This window comes from Nocardioides ungokensis (assembly GCF_013466985.1).
Classification (GTDB): Bacteria; Actinomycetota; Actinomycetes; order Propionibacteriales; family Nocardioidaceae; genus Nocardioides; species Nocardioides ungokensis.
In genome coordinates this window covers 1,375,920-1,394,303 of sequence record NZ_CP059164.1, presented here as the reverse complement: position 1 = coordinate 1,394,303, position 18,384 = coordinate 1,375,920, and the positions used below count along the sequence as shown (strand labels likewise).

General features: G+C 66.3%; 15 protein-coding genes and 1 pseudogene. 6 read left to right on the top strand and 10 right to left on the bottom strand.

Annotation, left to right across the window (positions count from 1 at the left end; all coding sequences use genetic code 11):
* Positions 1–396 precede the first annotated feature (396 nt).
* The 4 genes from H0S67_RS06970 to H0S67_RS06955 all read left to right on the top strand — a co-directional run bounded on the left by H0S67_RS06970 (position 397) and on the right by H0S67_RS06955 (position 5,931).
* On the top strand, positions 397–2,133 hold the full coding sequence (locus H0S67_RS06970; RefSeq protein ID WP_180935986.1) for a hypothetical protein: 1,737 nt from the start codon (positions 397–399) through the stop codon (positions 2,131–2,133).
* A 78-nt stretch (positions 2,134–2,211) separates the two neighbouring features.
* On the top strand, positions 2,212–3,279 hold the full coding sequence (locus H0S67_RS06965; protein ID WP_180935985.1) for a hypothetical protein: 1,068 nt from the start codon (positions 2,212–2,214) through the stop codon (positions 3,277–3,279).
* 177 nt (positions 3,280–3,456) lie between these two features.
* On the top strand, positions 3,457–5,109 hold the full coding sequence (locus tag H0S67_RS06960; protein ID WP_219635535.1) for a tyrosinase family protein: 1,653 nt from the start codon (positions 3,457–3,459) through the stop codon (positions 5,107–5,109).
* Positions 5,110–5,295: 186 nt separating this feature from the next.
* Positions 5,296–5,931 (top strand): copper chaperone, encoded by a 636-nt coding sequence (locus H0S67_RS06955; protein ID WP_180935984.1) that lies wholly within the window; start codon positions 5,296–5,298, stop codon positions 5,929–5,931.
* An 8-nt stretch (positions 5,932–5,939) separates the two neighbouring features.
* Here the strand turns inward: H0S67_RS06955 and H0S67_RS06950 are convergent, their stop codons facing one another.
* The 10 genes from H0S67_RS06950 to H0S67_RS06905 all read right to left on the bottom strand — a co-directional run bounded on the left by H0S67_RS06950 (position 5,940) and on the right by H0S67_RS06905 (position 15,915).
* On the bottom strand, positions 5,940–7,271 hold the full coding sequence (locus H0S67_RS06950; protein WP_180935983.1) for a hypothetical protein: 1,332 nt from the start codon (positions 7,269–7,271) through the stop codon (positions 5,940–5,942).
* A 178-nt stretch (positions 7,272–7,449) separates the two neighbouring features.
* Positions 7,450–7,947 (bottom strand): hypothetical protein, encoded by a 498-nt coding sequence (locus H0S67_RS06945; RefSeq protein WP_180935982.1) that lies wholly within the window; start codon positions 7,945–7,947, stop codon positions 7,450–7,452.
* The gene (locus H0S67_RS06940; RefSeq protein WP_180935981.1) at positions 7,881–8,306 is read right to left on the bottom strand and encodes a hypothetical protein; all 426 of its coding nucleotides are present in this window, start codon (positions 8,304–8,306) and stop codon (positions 7,881–7,883) included. The genes H0S67_RS06945 and H0S67_RS06940 overlap by 67 nt, the downstream gene beginning before the upstream one ends.
* Positions 8,306–8,644 carry a hypothetical protein gene (locus tag H0S67_RS06935; protein ID WP_180935980.1) on the bottom strand — a complete coding sequence of 113 codons (339 nt, stop codon included), beginning with the start codon at positions 8,642–8,644 and terminating at the stop codon, positions 8,306–8,308. Before H0S67_RS06935 ends, H0S67_RS06940 begins: the two co-directional genes overlap by 1 nt.
* Positions 8,645–8,654: 10 nt before the next feature.
* Positions 8,655–9,761 carry a hypothetical protein gene (locus H0S67_RS06930; protein WP_180935979.1) on the bottom strand — a complete coding sequence of 369 codons (1,107 nt, stop codon included), beginning with the start codon at positions 9,759–9,761 and terminating at the stop codon, positions 8,655–8,657.
* Positions 9,762–9,764: 3 nt separating this feature from the next.
* Complete coding sequence (locus H0S67_RS06925) at positions 9,765–10,796, bottom strand: trypsin-like serine peptidase (RefSeq protein WP_180935978.1); 1,032 nt, start codon at positions 10,794–10,796, stop codon at positions 9,765–9,767.
* A 7-nt stretch (positions 10,797–10,803) separates the two neighbouring features.
* On the bottom strand, positions 10,804–12,795 hold the full coding sequence (locus H0S67_RS06920; RefSeq protein ID WP_180935977.1) for a DNA/RNA non-specific endonuclease: 1,992 nt from the start codon (positions 12,793–12,795) through the stop codon (positions 10,804–10,806).
* A gap of 26 nt (positions 12,796–12,821) precedes the next feature.
* Positions 12,822–13,973 carry a trypsin-like peptidase domain-containing protein gene (locus H0S67_RS06915; RefSeq protein WP_180935976.1) on the bottom strand — a complete coding sequence of 384 codons (1,152 nt, stop codon included), beginning with the start codon at positions 13,971–13,973 and terminating at the stop codon, positions 12,822–12,824.
* Between the two features lie 4 nt (positions 13,974–13,977).
* Complete coding sequence (locus H0S67_RS06910) at positions 13,978–15,138, bottom strand: trypsin-like serine peptidase (RefSeq protein WP_180935975.1); 1,161 nt, start codon at positions 15,136–15,138, stop codon at positions 13,978–13,980.
* Between the two features lie 543 nt (positions 15,139–15,681).
* The gene (locus H0S67_RS06905; protein WP_180935974.1) at positions 15,682–15,915 is read right to left on the bottom strand and encodes a hypothetical protein; all 234 of its coding nucleotides are present in this window, start codon (positions 15,913–15,915) and stop codon (positions 15,682–15,684) included.
* A 1,365-nt stretch (positions 15,916–17,280) separates the two neighbouring features.
* On the opposite strand from H0S67_RS06905, the pseudogene H0S67_RS27885 reads away from it, so the two are divergent.
* Positions 17,281–17,379: pseudogene (locus H0S67_RS27885) on the top strand (DUF2510 domain-containing protein); the annotation flags it as partial.
* Between the two features lie 111 nt (positions 17,380–17,490).
* Positions 17,491–18,306: an Ltp family lipoprotein gene (locus tag H0S67_RS06900; protein WP_246355197.1), complete on the top strand. Its 816-nt coding sequence runs from the start codon at positions 17,491–17,493 to the stop codon at positions 18,304–18,306.
* Positions 18,307–18,384 lie beyond the last annotated feature (78 nt).

Here is an 18,384-nt window from a genome sequence, read left to right as displayed (position 1 = left end):
ACTGCCGCGGGACTACGCTTTGCCGCCCGGGGCGCTTTGAATCAACGAGCGCGCACATGTTTGCGATTTGAACGCGCCGGGACCTACCTGCCGCTCATCTCGGCGAGGACGAGTCGGCGGAACTTCGCGGAACGCAACTCTCAGCACGCCCCCGATAGTTGCCCGACGACCCAGACCAAACCTGGCTTTCCGCCCCCTCGGCCGGTGAGCCGCTGACACTCTTCAGGATTCCTTAGGGCGTCCGGCCTTACGACCACTCTGCTCGACCATCACCGGAACAGTCGCGATTCGAATTGCGCGTTGGGAGTTCGCCTTCTCGGGACTACCTATGACCGGGTTTTCCTGCCACGATGCAGCAAACACGCGACGCAAGCGGTCCGTGTGACGGGGAGAGACATGGCCATACCAACAGTCCTCAGAATCGGCCTCGGCACGCTCGTGCTTGGGGCCTCGGCTCTACTCGGCTTGGCGCCGGACTCCCCCACATTCGCCGATGCGGATCCGAACGCGATCACAGTGGCCGTCACGCCCGCCGAAGTCACCCTGACCCCTGGCGCGAAGACAAGGGTCACCGTGATCGTCGCCAACCCTAGTGACAAAGATCAGGCCGTCACAGTGGACGCCATCCCCTCAGACAACTCGATCACGGTGACTCCACCCGAGCCGGACCCATCGGCTGGTCAGATCATGGTCCCGTCCAAGTCTTCGATGGCGTTCCAGTTCTCGGTCAAGAGAGACCTCGATGGGACGGGCCAGAATCAAAGCGTGCAGTTCTTGGCCATCGGTAGCGGCACGCAGGTACCTAGCAACGCGACCAGTGGTGGTCTCAAGGTCAACGCCGCCAAGACAGCCGACCTTGTCACGGCGGTGATCAGTCCAGATCTCAAAGACTTAAAGATCAGCGAGTACCGGCCAGCTGACACATCGATCGTCATTACCAACGAGCGTGGCGATCCCATGAACGTTCTCACGATCACCCTCAGGGTGCCTGAACAGGTGACAGCGACGGTGACCTGCCCCGGCAGTAATGCCTTGGACAAAGAGAAGATGAACGAGGAAGTCATCAAGGGAGGAGACCGCGGCCAGACAGGACAACTCCCGAACTGTGTGGATCAGATTGCCCCCAGGTCGCAAGCGGTCGTACCAGTTCACCTAACAGTCGGAGACACATTGACGCCCGGCTCGCGCACCCTGACTGCCGTCGTGCAGGCCGAAACAGCAAAGCAGACCGACTCCACAACCGTCGCCGCGGCCGCCAGTTTCGACGTTGAAGTCTTCGCCGAATCCGACATCCTCAAAGCAATTGGTGTACCAATCTTCCTTTTGCTTCCTGGCGCGATCATCGTGCTCAGTTCAGCGTGGCTCGTCAGCAAGGCTACCGGGTGGCGTCGAGCCCTCGGCGGACCGCCCGCACCAAGTTTCAATACTCTGTCCGTCCAGGTCCTTGTGAGCCTGGCCGTCTCACTGGTGTTCGCAGCGGTCTACCCCTGGGCGACCGAGCACATCGTCCCAATGACCCGACGTGACTATCTACGCACACAAGGTTTCAGTGACTTCTATTACGTGATCTTGTGGTCCTTCATCGTCGCCGTACTGATCTGGATCCTCTCTCAACTGCTCTACTGGACCACCAGTCACTGGTACATCTTCCGCGAGGGAGACACCGCTACAGATGTCCTCCGCAAGGTCAAAGCGCGGTCGAAGTTCGGCAAACCCGTCCAATATTTGCGAGTCAAGACGGGTGAGGGTGATAGAGACAAGGGGGTTCGCGTGCGGGGGCTGAACGCCTCGAAGACAGAGTTGGTGGCACCCCGGATTATGTACACGCCTCCGACTGATCCCCACAGCAGTGCCGGCACGGCGGCCAGCAACTACGACGACAGTCCGACAGCGAAGAACCTCCGTGCCCTGGTAAAGGAGCACGGCCTCCTCAACGGCAACAAAATCGCCTTCTACCAAGCGGACCTGCCGGCACCCGAGAAGTGCCCATCGGCGAGGCCACACCAAACGGTGTATACCTGCGAGCAATCCTCATCCGCAAACTCGACTAGGCACCCGCCAACGCGAATCCTTGAACAGAGTGAACGGCCGGCTTCGCCGAAGCAGCCACCGACCGTTCCCACATCCAATTAAGGAAATGGAGTCAGCGATGAGGCTACCGCTAGTTCGGCCATGAACGGAACGCCTCCGACAGCAGCGACCGTTACCAAGGTGCTGGCCAACGTCATCTGTGTCGTCGACCAATCAACGCTCCTCGGTGAGCCTGGTCTAGGTCGAATGTCGACACGGCGGGGATATCAACGCGAGCATGACACCCTCGATGAGGGTCACGCGCTCCCGTGGACCACAGGCCCAGATCGGCACTGGTCGCGCTTCTGGAGCAACTACTTGAGCGCCAAGATGATCAAGCCTGGCGCGCCGCTCTCGGCCGACCGTGCCTTCGACTACGTCATCCCCCATCAGTTGGTCCCGTCCACGACTCTGATCACGCCAGACAAAAAGGCGACCGCAACCGTCCGAGTACGCGTCTACCCCACCGCTATCGCCGTCATCGCAGACATCGAACTCGATGGTGAGATCCGCCTCGAGTCCCTACCTGACACTGTCAGAACAATTCGAGACTCCAACGCCTGGGGCCGCCCGGGACACACGGCGGACCGCTCCCTCGACGGGATTCTCCAAGAACTCGCCGACGAGGCCCGAGTCGAACTATTTGCCGACCCTGCTCGAGCGCTCGAACCGGGTGCCACCATCATCCATACGGCGGTGGCCCCAGTCACCGGAACCCTTTCCGCGGATGACGTCCGGCTGCCCAGCCCCGACGACCCCAAGGCCGCTTCATCCATCGCAGCGAAGACGGTTGCCGGCCTTGCCACCCTCAAGCCCGGCGCCGAGTTCGACGCCACAAAGCTGCTCGAGGCCAATACAGCCGGACCCGCCAGGACGTACATCACGAGCCGTGGCCACTCTCTGTGGAACACCATTACCCTGCTAGCCGACTACGCCCCCGACAAGAAGGACCCCGTGGGTTGCCTTCTCCGCAACCACACAGACCTAGTCGCACACATCGATGCCCTCACACCGATCGTCACGTGGGCGGCCAACCAAGTGAGAAGCGGTGTCGGCCTCAACGACTCACAGGCTGATCTCGCACGAGCCGCCGTGACGCGACTTCGCATACTCAAAGTTGGCGGCACGACGACGTACAGAAGCAAGCTCGCCGCCATACGGATCGCCGCGATCGACAAGGACCTGAAGGACGCAGCCAGCGGAATCTGACCCGACTACGGTTCCCCGGCGGCCGTCGCCTTCCACTTGACGGAGATGAAGCCTTGTATTCCGTTCTCGAAGGTCACATCGATGCGATGTCGTCCATTGGATCAGAGGTTTGGAAGTCGACGCCCGCGATCGCTAATCGTTGTGCAGTGTGGCAACCGTTAGGCCGGCAAGGGTCGCGTGCCGCTCTGTAACGGCGTAGCGTCGTTTCCACGTGATGCATATTCGAGGGATCCCGGACGGCCCCTACTCGCACGCGTCGGACTCCGGGGATGTCGTAGCGGAGGCACGGGGAGGTGCGCGGGCATGACGTTTATCCGACGCAACGTGTGGGATCTGGGCGACGACTGGGCCGACGAAGTCCTCTGGTACGCCCGGGGCGTGGAGGCCATGAAGGCCCGGCCGCTGGCCGATCCGACGAGCTGGCGCTTCTACGCCGGCATCCACGGCTTCGAACAGGCGCGGTGGGTGCGCCTGGGTGCTCTCACCGCCGCGGACGTCCCACCGAGCCAGGAGTTGCTGCTGAAGTTCTGGGTGCAGTGCCAGCACGCCAGCTGGTACTTCCTGCCCTGGCACCGGGGCTACCTGCTGGCGTTCGAGGCGAACATCCGGGCAGCCGTGATGAATCTCGGGGGGCCCGCGGACTGGGCGCTGCCGTACTGGAACTACTTCAAAGCGAACCAGAACGGGCTCCCGCCCGCGTTCGGCTCGCCGGACTGGCCCGACGGCACTGGCGACAACCCGCTGTTCACCGAGTTCCGCTTCGGCCCCAACGGCGACGGGGACGTCTTCGTCCCGCTCCAGTTCGTCGACCAGGACGCGCTTGGTGACGTGCAGTACACGGGAGTCTCCAACGGCGGCACCACCGGGTTCGGTGGGGTGGACACGGGTTTCCATCACGGCGGCGGCCCGCACGGGCGCCTCGAGTCGCAACCTCATGACCAGGTGCATGGCTGGGTGGGTCGCTTCGACGCGCAGCCGCCCAACGAGGACGGCCTGATGTCCTTCCCATCGACGGCGGGACTCGACCCGATCTTCTGGCTGCACCACGCCAACATCGACCGACTGTGGGCGAGCTGGTTGACGGTCTCGACCCACCTCAACCCGTCGGATCCCGAGTGGCTCCTTGGCCCGGCGAACAACGGCGAGCGGGGGTTCTGCGCCCCGATGCCTGACGACTCGACCCTCACCTACACCCCCGAGGGGATGATGGATCTCGAGGACCTCGGGGGCCACGAGGACCTCGCCTACGAGTACGACGACCTGTCACCGGACGGGGGAGGGGCGATGCCCGAGGACCAGCCCGGACCAGAAGGTGTCGCCGTGCCGCGAGCAGCCAATGTCGAACTCGTGGGCGCCAACGACGAGAGCGTGCAGGTCGGCGGCGACGAGTCCCGCACGCGGGTCCGCCTCGATGCCGACGCCCGCCGGCGGGTCTCCGACGGCCTCGCCGCCAAGGACAGCGGCGCGGAAGCCGTGGCTGCCCCAGAGCAGGTGCTGCTCAATCTCGAAAACGTCCGCGGTCAGTCCGACGCGTCGGCCTTCAGCGTTTACGTCGGCCTCGGCGACGACGAGGACCCGGCGGAGCATCCCGAAGCGCTGGTCGGCACGATCATGCCCTTCGGCGTCAGCCAGGCCAGCGATCTGAAGGACGAGCACGCGGGTCAGGGCCTCCGCTTCGTGCTCGACGTCACCGACGTCGTCGACCGGCTCCGGCGCGAGGGCAGGCTCGACATCGACGAGATACCGGTGCGGATCGTTCCCGCCTTCCCGCTCCCGGACGACAAGGGCCTGAACATCGGCCGTGTCAGTGTGTTCCGCCAGGGTCGCTGAAGGCCTGCTGTGTCGCCCGAAGCCCGCGAGCGTCGGCGAGTCCGGAGGCCAGTCCTGGTAGTGACCGCGGCGGCCTGGTCACTGCTCCTTTTCGCGCAGCCGCTGTCATCGCTGTTGGGCGGTGGACGCGCTGCCCCCACGCACTCGATGGCAGAGCCCATGCCATCCGGACACCACCACCACTTGATGGGCGGCGACACGGCGGCCACCGCGACGCCCGCCAGCAACCTGGACGTCGGGCTCGGCTGGGTGCTGATGGTGACAGCGATGATGGCTCCGCTGTTGATACCCGCGGTGCGGCACGTCTATGCCCGGAGCCTGCGCAGGCGTCGCCGTCGGGCGATCGGGCTCGTGACGGTGGGGTCCATGTCGGTGTGGATGCTCGGCAGCCTCGCCCTGCTCGTGGTGGCCTCGCTGCTTCGATCGGTGACTGGTTCGACTCAGCTGGCGTGGGCGGCCGGACTGGTGGTCGCTGTCGTGTGGCAGCTCTCACCCTGGAAGCAGTACTCCCTCAACCGGCACTGCACGCAGCCGCCGCTCCCGTCGTTCGGCTGGTCCGCTGACCGGGCGGCGCTACGGTACGGCGTCACGCACGCGGCGTGGTGCCTGGCTTCCTGCTGGGCACTGATGCTCGTGGCCCTGCTAGCCCCGGCCTGGCACCTGGCGGTCATGCTCGTCGTGTCCGTGTGGGTGTGGGTCGAACCCTTCGAACGCCCTGCGCGGCCCTCCTGGCGAATCCGCGTCCCACGACGCTCACTGCGCATCGTGGCCGCGGCATGGCGCCGTTCGCTGCCCGCCTTGCCCGTGGATGCTCGGTCCTGAGTCGCCGGTCACTCGAACGGAGACGCGTCGGCCTCGGCTCGGAAGGTCTCGGCGACGTCGGCGGCGACGCCCTCGTCCATCGACTCGGTCAGCTCCTGGCCGCGCTCGGACTGGGTGAGCGACTGCTTAGCTGGCCGTCGCTTGCGCGGCTTGCCCTTCGCGGGTGTGGCCGGGGCGTCCTTGTAGCCGCCGAGCCGTAACGCGTCGCGGGCCAGGGAAGGCACCTCCTTGCCGATCTCGGCGGCCAGGTCACGAACCAGGCTCGGGTCCCGGCTCCGGTCGCGTGCAGTCAAGGACCTGGCGTCCTCGATCAGCGACTCGCGCATGCGGACGGCCTCGTCGCTCTGGCTGGTTCCGGACTTACGGTGGATGCGCACGATGGCCACGCGCGCCGCGAGACGGTCCGGCAGCTGTTTCGGCAGGCGGACCAGGGCGTCGATCTCCCGGAGCCAGCCCAGGGCCTGGTCCGTGTCGCCGGTGTCCTCGGCGATCCTCGCCGTCAGTAGCCTGAGGTCGACGTAGGTGTCGCTGTCTTGTTTGTCGGTGGCGAGGACGGCCCACTGGTCCGCCACCGACAGGGCCTCCTCGAACCTGCGCAGGGACCCGAGTGCCTCGACCTCGATGGCTGCCGTGAACGGCAGGCTCACGTCGGTACTCCGCTGGGTCACCACAGCCAGCGCCTCCGCGGCCCTGTCAGCGTCGAGGAGGCGCCGAGCGGTCAGGGCGGCCTGGCGTGCCCACGAGAGGTCGTCGGCCTCGCTCAGCAGCTCGGGTCGGACGGTGAGGCCCAGCTTGGTCGCCAGGTAGACCTGGCTCGCGGCGGGGAAATCCGAGACTTCAGCCAGCTCCAGCCCGGCGGCACGGTCGAACGCCTTGTCGAGGGTGGCCGTCGACTGCCCCAAGCAGAGGCGGTAGTAGAGCTCCTCCGCCTTGGCCACGAACGAGTCCTGTTTGGAGTAGTAGCGGACGGCCGAGCTCTGGATCTTCTCGACCCTCTCGGGGGAGCCGTCGCGAAGCAACGGCAGCGCGACCTTGCGCAGGTCGGACCGCGCTACGAGTTCGTTGGGACCTATGCGTTGCACGAGCGCCACCTCGCCGGCCATCCGCTCGAAGAGGTCGCGAGCACCAGCGTCGTTCATGACTTCCAGGCCGGCCGGGCGGGCGAGCACGTGGCGGATCACACCTGGCGTGACGACGCGGACGACCAGGCAGCCCTCCGCGAGCTTGCGGACCTCGGGGTCGGCGATGTGAGCGAGGATCCGGCGTAGCAGCACACCCTGCACGGAGCTGTCCCGCAGGCCGAACAAGAACTGTCGCCGCGCCTCCTCGCTCGCAAGCACGGCCGCACCGTCGGTGCGCAGAGCCTGCGCTGCCAGACGGAGGCTGAGCGGGTGAGAGGAGACAGTGTCGACGACCGACGACAGGAACTGGTCGGGTAGGTCGATGCCTGCCAACTCCTGGCGCAGCAACTGCAAGGCCGAGGCTCGGTCCAGCCCTGCCAACGGCAGGTCGACAGTTTCATGTCCTTCCATCGGCACGCGCCCACACACACATGACCCGAAGGCGCGGACACTGGTCCTGGAAACGATCGAGGAACGCCCACAGCGTATCGACGTCGTTCGGAGATTGGCGCTGGGCGACCTCGAAGGTGTCCAGCACCCAGACGTGCGGATGGTCGCGGTCGCCGACAGCGGCCTCGACGAGCCCGGCATAGCGGACCAGCAGGACCTCCTCATCCGCGGCCGTGTCCTGGTAGCGCACGGTGCGTCCGCTCTTGGACGCGTGTGGGGCCAGCCGCGAAGCATCGGCGGCTGCCACCGATGCGCGCGCGGCATGGCCAAGTGCGACCGCCCCGGCTGCGACCTTCGGGAAGAGTGCGGCCAGCTGGTCTGCGGCATCCGCGAGCAGGGTGAGTGGTTGGTCGATCCGCAGCTCCTGACGGTCGAAGCTCAGGTAGGCGAAGGGGAAGCGGTGGGCGGCACCGTCATCGACATGGTCGAGGATGAACCTCGCCACGAGCGTCGACTTGCCCGCTCCTCCGGGTGCGTGGATGAGCAGCGGTGGTCGCTCGTTCCGCTGAGGAAGCGACGCACGCGGCGTGTTGCCGACGCCTTGCGCGAGCTGGGCGGCAGCACCTCGGCGTAGTCGGAGAGCTGCTGAAGCTCGGCCTTCCGACCGACGAAGCCCTCGGCGACGAGCCCGCGGAGCGGGCGCAGCAGGTTTTCGATCGTCCGCTGGCCGCGCGCCTCTTCCGCGGTTGGGATGCGCACCTTCGTGTCGGACAACCACTCCGAGGCGGTCGCCGTGCCTTGCAGCTCGTCAAGCGACTGCTCAGCGAGTGTCGGGGCCTCGCCGTCGATGTAGCGGCGGGCCATTACGTACCCGACGTCGAGCGGGTCCGCACCCCCGGTGAGGCTGCCCAGCCGCCCGGTGCGGTCCAGCTCAGCCAAGGTCTCCCGGCGTACGTCGGCACGAGTCGCCACTTCTCGCCGCTACGGGTTCTCACCGGCTCGCAGTCGCGGGCAAGGAACTGATCGACCTCGGGATCCTTTATCAGACCGGAGCCGGCGCCGGGCAGTGATGCAGCGTCGAACGCACTCGACAGTGCGACGTACTCGCGCAGCCGTTGACCGGGCTCGTCGACCTTGGCCGAACCCGTGGACCGGACCGACTTGAGGATCTCGAGGAACCTGGCATCGGAGAGCTCGTGCATCTGGGCCATGTCAGGCGCCTCCCTTCAGGCCGCGCGCCGCCGCGCTGAGCTTGGTCGCGTTGGCACGAATCGTCGATATCGGGACCGGATCGGGAGCAGGACTGCCGAACACCGTCACGACGAGCTCGGCGGCTTGGGTGTCAGTGAGCGCTGTGTGGGCCTCCTTCGCGACCTGCTGGAAGTAGGAGGTCACCTCGGTGAGCGGGATGTCGGCCAGCGGCGGCTCGCGCAGCACGAACGGGTCGACGTTCGGGTTGGGGATGGCCCGGTCGAACGCGAGGAGGACGACCCGGCATTCACCCAACTCGTCGTTGCCGGCAGCCGCAGCGATGTCCGCGACGAACTCGACCGTCGCCTCGGTGAGGTTGGACCCGTCGAGGCCGTCGAAGAACAGGCAGACGGGACCGAGACCGCTCAGCCGGTTCACCAGCTGCGGCCGCAAGATCCGAGCATTCGTCGCGTCTTGAGCCGTCGGATCGATGTCTGCCGGCTTGGGCCAGTCGGTCCACTCCAAGGAGTCGGCGATCATCCGGGCGACATCCACGGGCGTCGCCTGGGCATCGGTGAAGGTGGTGAGGTCGATCAGCTTGGTGTCCATCCCGCTGAACCGACGCGCCACGTGCGAGGCGAGCACCCAGGTGTAGCTGCGCCCCGAGAACCGTGGTCCGCCGACCACCATCGTGCGGGCGCCGTCGGGGTCGAACAGCGACACCAGGTTGTCGCGCAGCTGGACCCGGTTGACGAAGGGGCGCAGTCCGACGAGCGTGGTGCGAGCGAGCTCGTGGAGGGTAGGTGGCGCGGCGACCACGCCTGCCGCACTCTCGGCGTCGCAGACGGCGATGAAGGCGATGATGTCGTCACGCCCGGCCGCATAGTTCTCGTCGGCCTTGGCTGCCAGCAGGAAGTCGCGTATCCGGTGCAGGGCGGCGATGGCCGTGAGGGCCTCGCCCCAGACCTTCTTGACGCTCTGGTCCCAGTTGATGTCAGTGGGGGCGACCCCCAGCGCCGCGACGAACAGCTTGAGGGGCGCCTTGTCCTCGAAGCCGATGAGCGCGAGCTCCATCAGCTTGGCGCCCTTGGCGCTGGTGGGGTCGAACGGCTCGTCGTAGAAGGACATCGGCTAGATCACCTGCGCTGCCTGGAGGCCGGCCACGACGCGCTCGATGCGTCGGCCCTGGTTGCGGATCTCGGTCAGGCCGTTCGTCTTCGCCTCGACCCACTGGTGGTGAAGCGCGACGAGACCCCACTGCTCGTTGAACACGGGGGATCCCGACGACCCGCCTTCGGTGTCGGTGAGGTACTGGACCACGTCGTCGTCGACGGAGCGGACGACGTTGTGGATCATGCCGATCTTCTTCGGTGCCCCGCTCGGGTGCTGGATGATGTACACGCGATCGTCGACCCGGACGGGTGCGGCGCCGGTCAGCTCGATGACCGGCGCGTCCGTGGGCATGGCGTCCGTGGTGCGTACGACGGCCCAGTCGTGGTCGGCTGCACCGACGATCGACGCGGGGTCGCCGTTGACGACCGTCGGTTCCAGGTCGAGCCCCGCGAAGGTCCGTTCGTAGCCGAACCACGCCTCGACGGCGGCGGCGGGAGCATCGCCGTGGTCGCGGTCGAACATGACGTGGTGGTTGGTGAGAATGAGGTCCTCGCCGATCCGGAAGCCTGTGCCGAGGAAGTGCTGGCCGCTCATCGTCACCAGGAGGCGGCAGACAGCCGCGCCCAGCTCGACGCCTCGACGGAGGAACGCGATGTCCAGGAACGTTGGCTCGGCTTGGATGACCTTCTCCAGTCCGGGGTCGCCGAATCCCTTCCATGTCGTGTCCGGCGCGGGGGCGGGAGCTGACGTCACCGGCGCCGGGACGACCAGCTCGTCGATCCTGGCGGCGATCGCCGTGTCTCCGGACTGGCTGATCTGCTCGAGAAGCAGGCGCAGCCTCCCGCGTCGGTGGGCCAGGTTGAGAATGTCGCGCCAGACCCAACGCATGGGCTGGTCCCAGTTGAACTCGCTGCCGTCGAGACCGGCCTGCTCCGACAGGTCGCGGACCTCTGGCTTCGACTGGTAGACGGATGCGAGAAGGTTCCACAGGTCCCGGGCAGCCGGATCGTTGAGGTCGAGCGGCGGCAACTTGTCGAGGAAGTGCGTCACGGGTGCCTCACACGAGCTTGATCTGACTGACGTCGGTGAGGACTGGCGGCTCGACGCCCTCGGGCTCCACGAACGGGTCGAGCGCCGCCAGTGGGCCGAAGGACAAGCCCGTGCGGGCCTCGATCGAGCTGATCGTCCGCTGCGCGGTGTCGTGCGCACCGAACACGAACTCCTCGTCCTTGAGGTGGCTGAGCTGGGACATCGTGTAGCCGGTGGCACTGAGCTTGCCGGTGTCGTCGTGGATGAAGGCGATCACCTTCCAGAACTCGACGGGAATCGTGACGCCGTACTTCACCGGGTCTTCCTCGGCGAAGATCGGTCCGGTGGCAACGCAGATCTTCACGTCGCTCTTGCGTGCGTTCTGGAGTGCGTACCCCTCCAACTGCAGCCAGACACCGCCGTTGAAGGTCTGCATCTGCGGGGCGACGTTGGTGACGTGCATCGTGTCGGCATTGGCCCGCTCGGCGATCTCCTGGGTGCCCCAGTTGGGGTACTCACGCCGGGTCATGTGGCCGCGCGCGAACTTCGGTGAGTTGCCGTAGGGCGCGTCCCTGATCTGCGCGTCGGTCGGGATCCGCGGGTCGTTGCGCCAGCCGGGCCGCCCGAGGTTCTCGATCTCGGTGGTGCCGTCGATGTTGACGGCGCTCCACCGTAGCAGCTTGCGCCGCGTGCCCATCTGCACCGAGAAGTGCTCGTACTTGAGCACCTGCTGCCGCTCGCCGGCGAACTCGAAGGTCAGCACGTCGTCGAGGTCTGCTGTCACGACGGGCAGTGGCACGGCGAAGCCGTCGCCGAGGAAGGCCGGGTCGTATCCCGTGCGGTCGAGATAGTCCTCGACGCGGGTCTCGACGAACGTCTCGCCTGTCTCTTCCATACGTGCGCCGGATGACCCGGCCGCGACCGTCACTCCCGGTGCCCCGGCGACGGTGGGGTCGCCTAGCTGGACAGTCACTGTCAGGGGAACCAGGAAGCTCATCGTCGACGAGGCACCGGCGACGGAAGGTGCGGACGGCGAGGCAAGCGGCGCTGCTCCGGCCTCGATCATCGGCTGGCGCATGGGCCGCCCGCTGCGGAGGTCGTCGAGCCGTTGCGCCACGACCTGGCTGGGCACGGCCAGGTTTCCCTGGAGGAACCTGCCCGCGAAGTGCAGCCCGACCGCCTCGCCGGTGTCGAGGGAAAGCAGCACCGACCCAGAGTTGCCGCCCAACGTCGAGCAGTCGTGGACCAGGGTCCCCTCGCGCGGCTCCATGAGTTGTCCCGGGGCCAGACGCTTCTTGTCATAGACGTTCCCGAAGATCTCGTCCATGAGGTCGGCGTCCGGGATGCGGCTGTCGCGGGCTGGGTAGCCGATGACCGCCACCAGCTCGTCGGGCTGCGAGGTCTCGGACAGCCGGATCGGGACGGGCGGGTTGTCGCCGGCGATCTGCTCCACCCGAAGGAACGCAAGGTCCGGCCCGTTTGTGTCTTCGATGTACAGGATCTCTGTGAGCTGGAAGGCCAGGCTCTCCCCGCGGTCGATCTCCTCAAGGAGGTCGATCGACGCGACCATGGCGGTGCCGCCGAGCCCCTCCCGGAACACGAATGTGGTCCCGGTGTCCCGGCCGAACTCGCCGGCCACGTGGCGGTTGGTAATGATCGTGTCGGGTGCGATCAGCCACCCGGTGCCAAGCCAGGCGAGGCTGTGGCCCTCCACCTCGACCCTGCCGACCGACCGGGCCGCCCGCGTGATGTGGGCGCTGGCGGCGGTCAGCCGATCGCGCCAGGTGACGGTGTCGGCTTCCTCCAGCACGAGCTCGGCCTGGTCCCGCTTGATCGCGAGCACCGGGCGGCCTTGACGCAGCACGATCGACTCGGCGCCGAACTCGTCGGCCATCCCCTCGAAGCCAGGGCGCTCGGCGTCAGCGCGCTGGGCCGACTTCTCGGCCAGCTCCTGGTGCAGCAGGCTGTCGCGCCGGCGTACGGCGGCGTTCATCGCCCTGAGGCGGTCCAGATCGCTCATGATTGCCCTCCTCGGTCAGCCTGCTCTCACAACATCGGCGCCAGAATCGGCGCGATGCCCCGGTTCTCCGGGTCGTCGTGCACCCTCTGGACGAGGGTCCCGAGGACTCCCTTGGTACTGGCTTTGTCGAGGATCCGGCGCCACACCACCTCCGCAGATCCCTGGTCGTCGACCGTCCCGCGGGTCACCCCTGCGTCCAGCGCGATGCTCATGGCGACCTCCGTGCTGCTGAAGGCCGTGAATAGGGTGCGCAGCAGCAGCTGCACCGTCGCGTTCGAGAAGTCGAGCGGGGGCAGCTGCTTGACGGTCCAGGTGCCCGCTGCGGGACCCGGTGAGGGCTGCGGGACGTCGGGCACGACCGGCGTACCCCACGCGTCGAGCCAGGGCGGTCTGGCCGCGGGACGGAAGAAGATGTCGAAGTCCCAGACGACGGGATCGCGGGCCAGCTCCCAGAGCGGCTCCGCGTAGTTGTTGGCGCCCGCAAGACCACTGGTGTGCAGCCCGAGGACGTCGCCGCTCGCGAGCTCGATCAGCGGGCCACCGCTGGATCCGCCGACGGTGCTGCAGTCGTGCAACAGGCCTGGTGCCCCACCACCCGAGAAGGTGCCGAGCCCGAGCACCTTGCCGGGTTGCACGAAGAAGAACTCGTCCAGGCCCTCGCCGAAGATCTTCGCCACGACGTCGGGGGCGTTGCGTGAGTCCGTCCCGGCACACGACACGACCGCAACGTCCCTGCCGCCGAGGTTCTCGGGACTGGTCGAGGCGATGCTGAGCGGTTCGGGGAGGCCATCACCGTCCGCCAGCTCGAGGAGCGCGACGCGGAAGAACGGGTGCAGGAAGAGCACGCGGGCCACGTCCTTGGCGCTCCCATCGGCGAACTGGACCGACAGCTGCTTGCCGGCCTGGAAGGCCACGCTGGTGCCGGCGCCTTCGGTGACCGAGCTGACCGCGAACGACGCTGCCAACACGAGTCCGGGTCCCGCCAGGAAGCAGGAGCCGACCCACGGCATCGGTGCGTTGCCCTTGGCCATCAGTCGGCCGACCGCCGCAACCGTCCGGGCTACCCGATTGTGCGGCGGCTCGGTGATCTCGACCGTCTCGGGCCAGTGCGACCAGTCGACGCTCAGGCCGGGCGCTACCCGGAGTGCGGGCCGCCCGATGTTGCGGATGATCGCCACGAGTTCACAAGCCGATCTGGGCCCGAACCGCGGCCTCAGTCACCTGCTTGCGCACGTCCTCGACAACCAGGCCGATGGGAACGCCCTGGTTGTCCGTCGCTCCCCCGAAGTGGTGAAGCGCCACCGCGTCAAAGTTGCGGTCGAGGACGACGGAGCCCGAGCTGCCCTTCTTGGTGTTCATCTTATAGCGCAGGCGGGTGAGGTTGGTCGACAGGTTCGCGCCCGACGGGCTGGCGAACGACAACAGCAACGGGAACTGGACGTCGGCCGTCGAAGGGTGGCCCAGCACCCACAGCGGCTCGTCCGCCGAGATGGGAGTCGTCCGGGCGCTCAGCGCGAACGACCCGCGCGGGTCGCCCGAGTGGTCAGGGGCGATGCCCTCCGACCCGACTGGTTCGGAGAGCTGCACGAGGGCGTAGTCGAACAGGCCCATGGCGGGGCCTTCGGGGCTGAGCTCGACAGAGTCGGCGGCGAAGCCGCTGGATGCCACCTTCCAGTCGGCCGCGAAGGGCACGGGGCGCCCGGGGTTGACCACCGCGCCCTGGGTGTCGCGCTTGTGGTCGAAGAGCGCCACTCCGTCCCTGCCCGGGCCGCCGAGGCTCTGTGCGACGTGCCAGTTCGTCAGGATGTGCTGGGGTCCGACCAGAAACCCCGACCCCGCCGCCTCGCCGCCCACCACCACCTGACAAACGCGTACCTCGCTGGCCGCCAGACGCGACCGAAAGAGAGCCGGATCCTCGAACGCCGCCATCGCGTTCAGCAGCGTCTCCGTGCCGGTCTCGCCCTGGACAGCCACGTCGGCCGGGAGACGACCGAGGAGGTCGAGAGACGGGCGCCGCGCCAGGGCAGCCGCCTGCACTTTCGCCTCGTGGCCCCGCATAGTCTTGCGCAACGCCTCGTGCAGGCCCCCGACCTCGGGGTCGGCGAACACCTCGAAAAGCAGCTGCTCGAGGCGATCCGCAAGACGCGCCTTCTCGAGGACGTCGCGGACGACGAACTTGATCGGCCCGTTGAAGTCGATCGACCCCGTGGCCAGCCCTGCGTTCTTGGCCAGCAGCATGATCTGGTTGGTCATCGGATAGCCGACGACGATCGCCGCCGTCGCATCGCGGACAACGGGCCGCGTCCAGTCGAGCGGCAGGTCCTCGAACCATGCAGTGTCCATGTCGTCCACACCTTCCGAGCGGCTGTCGACAGCGATGGAGCGTGACAGCGGAGCGGAACAATCTCGTCGTCCCATTGTCTGCTGCCGCAAGCGCACTGTGAAGGAGTTGCTAGCGGTCGATCAGATACTCGTTCCCCGCAGAGGCGAATCCCTCAACGCGCGAGCAACTACGCGATCGAGCGAATGCACCCACGAATGCCTCTTATGCCGCGAAGGTGGCCTTGCCCTACCACCGTGGCTAGCACGACCGTAGATGCTGCTAGGCGGGGCCGCAGGCCCATTCAACGATCTGATGCCAATGGTCGTTCAACTGAACGAAATTGGTGTCGAACGCACTGGGGGGACCACTTCTCGCCCGCATTCCCGCATCTATGAAAAGCAGGGACCGCTCGTCTATGACCGCCACGGGACGCCCTCTCCTCGCTTCATGTAGGGCAGTCCCCAGGAACCGATGAGCCAAGCGAGGTTCGTCGCGGCGCATGAACTGCAGCGATCGCTGGGGCCGACTACGGGCGGGTAGTCCTCTGAGTCGGTGGCCAGGGCTCAGACGAGCGCCGACTGACAGTGTCGGCATAGCGTCGCGCCGGACGGTACGTTGCTCTTGCAGGCGGGGCAGTTTCGCGTTGTGAACGCTCGCAGCAGCAGGATGACGCCGATGATTCCCGAGAGGAACATGGGCACGGCGAAGATCGCCGATTGCACGATTGCGCCCATGATCAAGAAGCACGTCGCGACCATGATCGCGACGACTCCTGCGGTCGCGTTCTTCACATCCATCGTTGGTTCCCCCGGAAACGGTTGACAGGTCGGCGGTCATCCTGACGCCTCCAAAGTCGGCGCCGCACGAGATTGCACAACTTCGCCACACCAGTCGATACGGCGATGAAGGGAAGTCGCTCAAACAGAAACGGCTGTTCACGGGACTGACTCGCGAAGATTCCGGCCGCTCCATGATGTGGGCCACCACCATAATCAGTTGCGACGGGCAGCCACTGGCTCGCGTGCAGCCAGCCCACATCCATTTCGCGGGCACCTGAACCAACGCTCGGCCTCGCTGATCCGCGCGACATCGAAAGGTGCGTCATTCCGCCACGTCGCGCGCTCGCCTCCGTCGTTCAAATAGTCGAGTGCGGAGTATCTAGTTGTCGGTTGCTGCCATACGGCTCCCTGCGCCCGGTGCGGACCAGCCACGCCTCGTAGCTCATCAGTTCCTTGGGTGCGTCTCGGCTCGAGTCTCCCCACTCGAGGATGGATCTGGCGGCGTAACCCAAGTACTCGTCCGCGTAGTCCTGCCACATGCCGCCCGGCTCACCCAGTCCCAGGTGAGCTGTGTCAGGCCGGATGTGTACGAGTGACACACCACCGAACACTGTTCCCGCGGCATCGCGAACGCTTCGCGCGATGTGGCGCCATCGCCGCGGTAGGCGGTGCCCCTGAGCGTCGTATGCCGTCGACCAACCAATGAACGCGGCGGTTACCTCGCTGGTCTCGACTGGCTCCCGTCCGAGCCATCGCAAGAGTCGCTGAAGCTCTCGGAGTGGCGCCGTCAGTTCGGCCGCTGCAATGAGGTTGCGGTCGCGCCGCTCCTTGTCCCGCTCGCGCCGCACTCCGAACATGTAACCGACCCCACCAGTCACTAGTGCGAGTGCAACCGTTCCGGCGGACGAGACCACCACTTCATACATGCGCCGATCTTTACCGATCCCACCGACAATCAAGGCCGAAACTCGCGACATGGCCACCCGACCCCGCTGGGTGAACTGAACTGCCCTCCCTCGGCGGCGTTGCGCGGAACTGAACTCCCGCGTCAGCCACCCGCGTCTATCCGCCGCGACTCGGTCCTGCTGGCAAACGATCGGCGCGGAACTCTCAAGTGGCGGGATGGGTTCGCCGATGGTTCAACCGTGGCCGGAAGGCCACGGATGACGACGACGGCTGTCCGTGCCGCGTTCCCACGCGGCGCGTCCAAACTGGCCAACCCACACCTCGGCTGAGGTCTTGCGAAGAGTCCTATCGGGGCCAGCTTCTCGACCAAGGGCCTAGGCGGGCGATTTCCCGCCGGCAGAACTTGCACACTAGCTGACGGTCGCCGTCCCAACCCGGTCCGCGCTGTCGGACCCGATCTCAAGGAATAAGGGAACGATGAACGCGACTCCCCCTCCCGGCTGGTACCCCGACAACGTGGGCAACGGTCAGCGGTACTGGGATGGCCAGAAGTGGACCGAGCACACGGCGCCCGCGAGGGTCGAGCCAGGTTCTGGCCAATCCTCGCAGCCGAGGGCGACGGCTCGCGGTGGCGTGACCACCACATCGCGGGGGAGCTGGTTCCTTCGCCACAAGGTGATCAGCGGCGTGTCGGCATTCGTCCTTCTGTTGGTGATCGTGGGGGCCCTTGGCGGCGCGAATGGAGATCCCAGTCCTGCGGCGGCGGGTACCTCGGCTGAGGTGGGTGGCGATTCTGGTGCGGGGAACTCTTCGGAAACCGGGACGGAGACCGAGCCCGTTGACACCGACGGCGACGGCGTGACCGACGCGGATGACTTCCGGCCCAAGGATCCCAAGATCCAAACCCGTGACGACCTCGACACCGACCGAGACGGTGTGAGGGATGGCGATGACTTCCGGCCCAAGGACCCCAAGATTCAAACCCGTGACGACCTCGACACCGACCGGGACGGGGTCGCCGACTACAAGGACGCCTTCCCCAAGAATGCCAGCTACAGCAAGGACACCGACGGTGACCTTGTCCCTGATCAGCTTGACGCGTTTCCTCGGGATCCCAAGTACAGCAAGGACGCCGACAATGACGGCGTTGCCGACTCTAAGGATGCTTTCCCAAGTGATCCGAGCCGGTCGAAGGTGACTCTTGCCATGGAAAACGCGCTTGCGTCTGCTCAGGACTACCTGGACTACTCGGCCTTCAGCCGACAGGGCCTCATCGACCAACTGTCGTCGAACTTCGGCGACGGCTTCAACCTTGCGGATGCCACTTGGGCCGTTAGCCAACTCCGCGTGGACTGGAGGCAGCAGGCGGTCCGCTCAGCTAAGGACTACCTCTCATATTCATCCTTCTCTCGCCAAGGACTCATCGAACAGTTGTCGAGTGCATACGGCGATAAGTACACCCTCAAAGAGGCGATCTACGCGGTCAACAAGATCGGCCTGTGACACGCCAGACGAGTCTTTCGGCATTGCAGGGCCGGGCAAAGTCCGGGCCGCGGTCATCGGGACATGGCGAGCTTCACT

Coding starts and splice junctions, on each gene's coding strand:
- H0S67_RS06970 (WP_180935986.1), top strand. CDS start 397: ATGGCCATACCAACAGTCCTCAGAATCGGCCTCGGCACGCTCGTGCTT.
- H0S67_RS06905 (WP_180935974.1), bottom strand. CDS start 15,915: ATGGATGTGAAGAACGCGACCGCAGGAGTCGTCGCGATCATGGTCGCG.
- H0S67_RS06930 (WP_180935979.1), bottom strand. CDS start 9,761: ATGTCCTTCTACGACGAGCCGTTCGACCCCACCAGCGCCAAGGGCGCC.
- H0S67_RS06920 (WP_180935977.1), bottom strand. CDS start 12,795: ATGAGCGATCTGGACCGCCTCAGGGCGATGAACGCCGCCGTACGCCGG.
- H0S67_RS06935 (WP_180935980.1), bottom strand. CDS start 8,644: ATGCACGAGCTCTCCGATGCCAGGTTCCTCGAGATCCTCAAGTCGGTC.
- H0S67_RS06940 (WP_180935981.1), bottom strand. CDS start 8,306: ATGGCCCGCCGCTACATCGACGGCGAGGCCCCGACACTCGCTGAGCAG.
- H0S67_RS06955 (WP_180935984.1), top strand. CDS start 5,296: ATGGGCGGCGACACGGCGGCCACCGCGACGCCCGCCAGCAACCTGGAC.
- H0S67_RS06910 (WP_180935975.1), bottom strand. CDS start 15,138: ATGGACACTGCATGGTTCGAGGACCTGCCGCTCGACTGGACGCGGCCC.